Source organism: Rhodococcus sp. BS-15 (genome assembly GCF_000813105.1).
Classification (GTDB): Bacteria; Actinomycetota; Actinomycetes; order Mycobacteriales; family Mycobacteriaceae; genus Rhodococcoides.
The window spans coordinates 1-7385 of record NZ_BAOX01000247.1 but is presented as its reverse complement, the minus strand read 5'-3'; the positions used below and the strand labels follow the sequence as shown (position 1 = coordinate 7385).

General features: G+C 63.6%; 9 protein-coding genes and 2 pseudogenes. 8 read left to right on the top strand and 3 right to left on the bottom strand.

What is annotated here, in order from left to right:
* The first annotated feature begins 106 nt into the window (after window positions 1–106).
* From rplP to RHBS_RS21360, 4 genes and pseudogenes are all read left to right on the top strand, one after another.
* Window positions 107–522, top strand: a pseudogene (rplP, locus tag RHBS_RS21375) (50S ribosomal protein L16).
* Complete coding sequence (gene rpmC / locus RHBS_RS21370) at window positions 522–767, top strand: 50S ribosomal protein L29 (RefSeq protein ID WP_032376634.1); 246 nt, start codon at window positions 522–524, stop codon at window positions 765–767. The pseudogene rplP and the gene rpmC overlap by 1 nt, the downstream one beginning before the upstream one ends.
* The gene (gene rpsQ / locus RHBS_RS21365) at window positions 764–1042 is read left to right on the top strand and encodes a 30S ribosomal protein S17 (RefSeq protein ID WP_032397542.1); all 279 of its coding nucleotides are present in this window, start codon (window positions 764–766) and stop codon (window positions 1040–1042) included. The genes rpmC and rpsQ overlap by 4 nt, the downstream gene beginning before the upstream one ends.
* A gap of 100 nt (window positions 1043–1142) precedes the next feature.
* Entirely contained in the window at window positions 1143–2030 is an 888-nt protein-coding gene (locus tag RHBS_RS21360) for a glycosyltransferase family 2 protein (RefSeq protein ID WP_128646393.1), read from the top strand.
* Between the two features lie 7 nt (window positions 2031–2037).
* Here the strand turns inward: RHBS_RS21360 and RHBS_RS21355 are convergent.
* A pseudogene (locus RHBS_RS21355) lies at window positions 2038–3349 on the bottom strand (AIM24 family protein).
* A 148-nt stretch (window positions 3350–3497) separates the two neighbouring features.
* On the opposite strand from RHBS_RS21355, the gene RHBS_RS29200 reads away from it, so the two are divergent.
* From RHBS_RS29200 to RHBS_RS21345, 3 genes are read left to right on the top strand one after another with little or no spacing between them, the layout of a single operon-like run.
* Complete coding sequence (locus tag RHBS_RS29200) at window positions 3498–3644, top strand: hypothetical protein (RefSeq protein ID WP_187298585.1); 147 nt, start codon at window positions 3498–3500, stop codon at window positions 3642–3644.
* Window positions 3641–4255: a PRC-barrel domain-containing protein gene (locus RHBS_RS21350; RefSeq protein ID WP_121870440.1), complete on the top strand. Its 615-nt coding sequence runs from the start codon at window positions 3641–3643 to the stop codon at window positions 4253–4255. Before RHBS_RS29200 ends, RHBS_RS21350 begins: the two co-directional genes overlap by 4 nt.
* The gene (locus RHBS_RS21345; protein WP_121870439.1) at window positions 4255–4698 is read left to right on the top strand and encodes a PRC-barrel domain-containing protein; all 444 of its coding nucleotides are present in this window, start codon (window positions 4255–4257) and stop codon (window positions 4696–4698) included. Before RHBS_RS21350 ends, RHBS_RS21345 begins: the two co-directional genes overlap by 1 nt.
* Before the next feature lie 9 nt (window positions 4699–4707).
* Here RHBS_RS21345 and RHBS_RS21340 read toward each other — a convergent pair whose 3' ends face one another.
* On the bottom strand, window positions 4708–5688 hold the full coding sequence (locus tag RHBS_RS21340) for a mechanosensitive ion channel family protein (RefSeq protein WP_237669534.1): 981 nt from the start codon (window positions 5686–5688) through the stop codon (window positions 4708–4710).
* A gap of 160 nt (window positions 5689–5848) precedes the next feature.
* On the bottom strand, window positions 5849–7189 hold the full coding sequence (locus RHBS_RS21335; RefSeq protein WP_237669532.1) for an ATP-binding protein: 1341 nt from the start codon (window positions 7187–7189) through the stop codon (window positions 5849–5851).
* An 11-nt stretch (window positions 7190–7200) separates the two neighbouring features.
* On the opposite strand from RHBS_RS21335, the gene RHBS_RS31000 reads away from it, so the two are divergent.
* Window positions 7201–7385, top strand: a 185-nt coding sequence (locus tag RHBS_RS31000; protein ID WP_237669530.1) for a hypothetical protein, incomplete at its 3' end; no start/stop codon positions are given.

Genomic DNA, 7385 nt, shown 5'->3' with positions numbered 1-7385 from the left:
TCGCAGCGGTGCCTCGGGCACCACGGCGACCAGCACCGAGGCCGGCCGCGCGGCATCCGCAACCGAGGCTCCGACCTCGACCGAGCCCACTCAGGAGGGCTGACGCATGTTGATCCCCCGCCGGGTCAAGCACCGCAAGCAGCACCACCCGAAGCGTTCGGGTGCCGCCAAGGGCGGAACTCAGGTGACATTCGGTGACTACGGCATTCAGGCTCTCGAGCCCGCCTACATCACCAACCGTCAGATCGAGTCCGCACGTATCGCGATCACTCGCCACATCAAGCGTGGCGGCAAGGTCTGGATCAACATCTTCCCGGACCGCCCGCTCACCAAGAAGCCTGCCGAGACCCGCATGGGTTCCGGTAAGGGTTCGCCCGAGTGGTGGATCGCGAACGTCAAGCCGGGTCGTGTGCTCTTCGAGCTGTCGTACCCCGACGAGACCATCGCGCGTGAGGCACTGACTCGCGCCATCCACAAGCTGCCCATCAAGCACGCATCATCACCAGGGAGGAGCAGTTCTGATGGCTACCGGAACCCCAGCCGCAGAGCTCCGCGAGCTCACCGGTGAAGAGCTGGTCACCAAGCTGCGTGAGTCGAAGGAAGAGCTGTTCAACCTTCGTTTCCAGATGGCTACCGGCCAGTTGGACAACAACCGTCGACTGCGCGTGGTGCGCCACGAGATCGCGCGTATCTACACGGTGCTCCGCGAACGTGAGCTCGGCTTGGCCTCTGGTCCTTCCGAGGACACAGCAGGTGACGCAGCATGAGCGAGGAAAAGACTGTGACTGAAGAGCGCAACAACCGTAAGGTTCGGATCGGCTACGTCGTATCCGACAAGATGGAGAAGACGATCGTGGTCGAGCTCGAGGACAGGGTCAAGCACCCCCTCTACAGCAAGATCATCCGTCGCACCACCAAGGTCAAGGCACATGACGAGAAGGGCGACGCCGGCGTAGGCGATCGCGTTCAGCTCATGGAGACCCGCCCGCTGTCCGCCACGAAGCACTGGCGACTGGTCGAGGTTCTCGAAAAGGCCAAGTAAGCATCTGATGCTCGAAAGACCCACCCCCGGCAACGAGGGTGGGTTTTTTGTGTTCGATGCCAGGTCTGGTTGGCTGTGAGCCGTGAACGAGTCGACAACCATGAAGCGTCCTCGACCGTCACTGGTGTCGGTGATCGTTCCGACGTTCGACGCGATCGCTACGATCGGACACCAGCTCGATGCGCTGGCCGCGCAGGACTACGACGGCGCATACGACGTCATCGTCAGTGACAACGGTTCGATCGACGGGTTGCGCGAATGGCTCGATGAGCGGGTGCGGGTGGACGGCCAGGTCGTGCACTACGTGGACGCTTCCGGTTCGGCTGGGGCATCTCACGCACGTAACGCGGGTGCGGCTCACAGCTCAGGCGAGTTCCTCGCATTCTGTGACGCGGACGATGTGGTGCGGTCCGCCTGGTTGCGCGAGCTGGTAGCGACTGCCTCGACGGCTGATCTCGTGAGCGGATCGCTCGACACCTCGGTGGTGAACTCGGTGGCCACGTACCGCCGACGTCCCCTGAGCCCATCTCTCCACGGTTTCGACACCGACTTTCTGCCGTACGCACCGGGGTGCAACTTCGGGGTGTGGTCATCGGTGTTCAGGGCTGTTCGAGGCTTCGACGAAACTATGACCGATGGGGGAGAAGACCTCGATTTCTCGTGGCGGGTGCAGTTGGCCGGGTATCGGATGGCTCATGCAGGCGCAGCCATCGTCGACTACCGGCTCAGACCGACGGTTCGGGAGTTCTGGTCTCAGGTGCGCAGGTATGCCGTGGGCGACGTTCTGCTGTATTCGGCGTATCGCGAGTACGGGTTCACCGGACTGTCGAACACGGACTTTGCACAGCATGTCCTGCGACTGCTGGTCACGAATCCTGCAGTCCCGCACGCGCTTTCGAGGTCACCCCGCGGACAGTGGATCGGTGCCGCGGCGGTGGTCGTCGGTCATCTACAAGGCTCGATCCGCTACCGGACGCTGTTCCTGTGACGCGAGGTCATCGGCCCAACAAGCCGCCGAGCGCCCCGCCGACGCCGGCCTGCTCTCCGCCACCGGTGCCACCCACCAGACCACCAGGAGGTTGCTCCGAGGGCTGAACCACGACGAATCCATCGCCGGCGAACTCGAGGGTGAATCGTTCTCCGGTCGTGCGGCCGATGAGCGCACCCAGACCGAACGAATCGTTCTTCTTGACCCTGGTCTGCAAGGAGGACGACCATGCGACGGCCGCCTGCGGGTCGGCGAACGTCGGTTGATCGACGTTCAGCACCACCGGAATGCCGTCGGTGGTGATGGCAATGCGGCCACGGCCGGTGAACACGCAGTTGAAGAAGCCCGCGTTGCCGCCGGCCGCTGCACCCTGCACCCGTTTGATGTCGTAGCTCAGCGTGGATTCGAAGGCCAGGACGTTGGCGCCGTTGATGGTCAGACCGTCGGAGCCGTCCAGGTCGATGAGATGCACGTCCTGGGCGGCGTTGGCGAGGAAGAGATCCCCCTGGCCGGTGACCTTCATCAGCGGAACGCCCTCGCCGGACAACGCCTGTTTCAGAGCCCGGCCGATGCCTCCGGAGCCCTTGGCCTCGAACTGCAGATTGCTTGATAGGCGACCATCGAACCGGCTCGAGCATGATGTCGCCGTTCATCCCGATTCGGCACATCTTGCTGCCCTGCTTCTGGATACCCGAGCCGGGAACCTCGGCGTGGGCGGGCGCGAACAGTTCGCTTCTCATGGCCAGAACTCCTTGTCGAGCAGGTGAATTCACGGTGGAATTCGTGATGGGTGAGGACGGCTCGGCGGGCCGCAGGTGGCTCGTCCGTTTCGACGCTGATGCCGAATGCGGTGGCCAACCCCGCCAGGCCATCTGCATAGCCCTGGCCGACGGCGCGGATTTTCCACTGATCGCCGCGCCGGTATACCTCGATGCACACGAGCGCAGACTCGTCACCGATGCCGTCTGCCGAGTACGAGACCTGAGGTGCCGACGCGTCGGACACGGCAACAGATACCGGTCCGGCTGCTGCGAACGTCGTCGGCCCGGTGCCATCGAGGGAAGCAGCGATGACGACGGTCTCGATGTCGGCTGGAATCGCCGACGGATCCACCCGAACGAGATGGCCGGACGACGCGCGTCGGTATTCGACGCCTGCACCTCGGGCTTATTCCAGAAGACCATATCGGCGTCGGACCGCACGCGGCCGTTGGAGGCCAGCAGCAGAGCCGACACGTCGACGTGCGTCGAACTACTCAGTTCGACCGTCAGTGGACCAGTTGGTGCAGGGCAGTTCTCCCCGCGTGCGAGGACTTTCACAGGAACCAGTGTGCCAGGCACATCTGGTGTACGAGAATCTGCCGAGACGCCGGTGTCGCGTTTGAAGGTGTGCGTCAAGGGGTAGTACAGGAAGCCGAGCGGGTGATCCTTGGGCTCATTCACTTCTTGTCGAGAAAGGGTGCTCACTATGCAGTGGTGGGGTTGGGTCATTGTGGCCCTCGTGTTGATTGTGGCGATCGTCGGAGCAGTACTGCTGGTGCAGGCCCGGCGTCGGTCCGGAGGCGTGATCATCACCGCGCCGCGCAACGAAACGCCTACGAAAAAAGAACCATGAGCGAAAAATTGATGCGGTCGAGTGAGATCGCCAAAAGGCCCGTAGTCACCTTCGCAGGCGAGGACGTCGCGCAGGTCAAGGACATCGTGTACGCCCCGGATGGCGGGGCCGTAGCAGGCTTCACCCTCGCAGGCCGAGGCCTTTTCTCCGGCCCGAAGAAAGAGGTCATGCCGTGGCGATCGGTGGCTGCCCTCGGACCTGACGCGGTGATGATTCTCAGCGAGGACGCTCTGACCCCCGCCGATCAGATGTTCGCCGCAGCCGAGGACGACGGTGAGAATTTCGAGCCTGCGCCGGAGCGTCGTGGGGACATTCTGGGTTCTACTGTCCTGACGGATACGGGAACGGATCTGGGCACTGTCGTCGACGTGATCATCGAGGTGAGCGGACGGAACGGCGGGCAGTGCGACGTCGTCGGCTACGAGATCAAGTCCTCCGAGTCGATGAAGAACAAGGGAGCAACCGTGCTCATCCCGCTGCCGGACACACTTGCGGCCTCGGGCGAGCACCTCATGGTTCCGGCCAGTGCCACCGATTTCGTACGTGACGACCTCGCAGGTTTCGGCGCGGCCGTGGACGCCTTCCGAGCACAGCTGAAGGGAACTCGCTGATGTTGTTCTCAGAGTCCATCGGACGCAAGGTAGTGAGCACCTCCACCGCCGACACTGTCGGGGCCGTCGGGGAATTTCTTGTCGATCCGCGAAGTCGCACCGTAGCCGGTCTACAGATCAAGAAAAGCAAAACCGGTGATGCGCTTATGTGGTCCGGTATTTCCTCGTTCGGTTCGGACGCAGTGACAGTCGAGTCGGCGGACTCCATCGTCGATATCGGAACCGAGGACTCACTGTCCGAACTGCACGGCAAAGCCCACCGCGTGATCGGTAAACGCGCGCTCAGTACCGCTGGGGTCGATCTCGGCACGGTTGACGACGTGGAGTTCGATCCGGAGACAGGCGCTGTCACGTCGGTGATCGTGGACACCGTATCCATCGAGGGACGCACCCTCACCGGAGTCGGGTCGTATGCCGTCGTCCTCGATCATCGGGATCGCTGAATTCACACCTCACTGGTGTGCGTCCGGGTGTCGACGAGCATCGACTATTTTGAGATCGGGAATCCCCACGATCGCGTTGGTGGCTGACGCTATACCTATTCCAGCTTCGTCCAGACCGGCGAGAATGTCGCGGGTCATGAGGTCCTTGATCGCTCTGACGCCGCGGTGCGGCACGAGGAACCGTAGCGACAGTTCGACCCAGTTGTCGGTGATCCGCCAGTAGACCGACGGGTTCAACGATGTGGGTGCCAAGGCATAGCGCCTGCGCATGGACTCGAAAGCGCCGTTGGCGCTCGGGTCGTCCACCACCGCGTGGTCGCGTGCAGCACGGAGGAGGATCTGCTCCACCAACTGTCGGTCGTCGGTGTAGGCGATGGGCAGAACGATCTCTTCCCATAGATATGGGAATTCACGGGTGTAGTTGTAGACCGGATCGGTGAAGATGACACCGTTGGTGACGGTGACCAGGCGTCCGGTGTACTGGCGCGACTTGACCCAGATTGCGGGATCGGAGTCCGACACAGCCGGCGGTTGGCCCATCTCCATGATCGTGGTCTTGAGAAAGCCGAGACGGACGACGTCACCGCGCACACCGCCCAGAGTGATCCTGTCGCCGATTCCGAAGGTGTCCCCTCGCAGGATCACGAAGTAGGCGGCCAGCGAGGTGATCACCTGCTGCAAAGCGAAAGCCAAACCTGCACTGATCAATCCGACGCCGGTGGTGATATCGGTATTCGGGGTCACCCAAATCGATACCAGGCCCAGCACGAGAACTACGGCGACGATCACCTGCAGGCCCTGGCGCGCCCAGAATCGCCGCGAATCACCGACCTCGCCCCCGAGGGATCGGCGCGTGAGTGCCAACACCAGCCGGCGCAGAGCGAGCACGATGGTGACGAAGACGGCGGTGACCACCAGCTTCACGCCGGTCGTGATGCTGACTCCCACGAGGGTGACCCCGAATAGTTCGACGGACTGTGCCGTATACATGACGCTCACGAACTACTCCGACTGCCGATCAGGCTGCAGGCATCCACGATACGGGTGCAATCGGCACCGAAGTCGAGACTCGGCGCATCGCATTCCTGGTATCGGTGTGGTGCGATGACCGGGACACGAGCGGCTGTCCTGCCCATCCGTCGGGTGGTCGTCACAGCTGAGCCAACGCGATGACTTCTTCCTCGGTGGGCGGACTCTTCGGATGGTAGGACAGGCACAGTGGAGTGGCGGTGCGTCGGAATTCTGCGCCCTCCACCGCCGCGTAGAACTGACCTGCAGGCAGGCGTCCGACGTCGGGAACCGAGCCACCCTTCACCCGCGCCATCTCCTTGGCGGCCTCGACCTGCGATGGACTGTTGAGCAGGCCGTAGAACTGAGTGGACGCATTGCCCGCGATGCGGTTGTGCAGGCCCTTCGGAGATTGCGTGGCGAACACCAGTCCCAGTCCGTACTTTCGCGCCTGCGACGCCAGGGCCAGGGTGCTGTGGGTTGCCGCAGTGCTCCGGTCGGAGGGTGCGAAATTCTGCGCCTCGTCCATGACGAACAAACCTCCGAGTGGCCGGTCGCCCGCCGGGTTCTTCTTGATCCAGGCGAACAGCCCCATCTGGAGTTGATTGACGAAGCTCTGCTTCTGCTCGTCGGTGGTCAGCCCCGCGAGGTTGATCACCGATACCCGGGCTTTCTTGCCCTCGGCCGGTGTCAGTAGGACAGCAGGGTCGACCGGCGTGCCCGCTCCTGCGAACATCGGATCGTTCGCGGCGGCGGCCTTGAGATTCTCGGCCAGTCCGGCAGCGATGCGCACCGCATCGCGCATCTCGCTCGCGTCCTCGGGGAATTCTTCCAACAGGTCGATGAAGTCCGACAGATCCCCGCCCCGCGAACGGCGACCGAACTGATCGAGGGCCGATTTCAGCACTGCCCGACCATGTTTGGCCTTCTGGGACGTGCCGAGGACACCCGCGGCCGGTTCGAGCGAGGCCAAGGCGGACTCGACCGAGGCCTCAAACTCGTCCGCGTCGCCCACGACACTGGCGAAGTCGGGTAGCGGCTGGAAGCTGAGCGGCCGACCGGCCGACTTACGCGGCGTCCACACCACGACGTCGGTGTCGCGTAGGTACGCCGCTGCCTTGGCCTCGTCACCCGGAGGCCACGTCCTCTCGTCCTCGGGCCACGCGGTGCCGAGCCGAGCCAGGTCGTTGTTGACGTCCAGCACGATCGCCGAAACACCCTGCAGGGCACACTCTTCCACCAGCCGGCGGATCAGAACCGTCTTGCCCGAGCCGGATCCCGCGAAGATCGCCGTGTGCTTGCGCAGCGCTTCGAGTGGAATGGCGACATCCGCACCGGTGCTCAGTTCGGCACCGACCACGATCGACGGCCGCCGCGACACCGCGGGCTGCGCGGCAACGCTGGGTGTCTCGGGTTCGATGAGCGCGGTGTCGTCGTCGACGACACTCACAGCGGGCAGCACCGCCCCCGAAGAGTTCGACATCGTGTGCCGGCTTGCGTGCGAGCAACCAGGATGTGAGCGCGGGGGAGTTCTCGGCCAACAGGATCGACAATGCCGCCAGGGACCTGCGGTCCTCGTCGCCGAGGGGCACCACGATGCCGCCGGCGCGGCGCAGGGCCGCGATCGTCTGCTCGGTTTTCGCGCCGTTGGGCCACGGGTCGTTCCTGATCAGGATCAG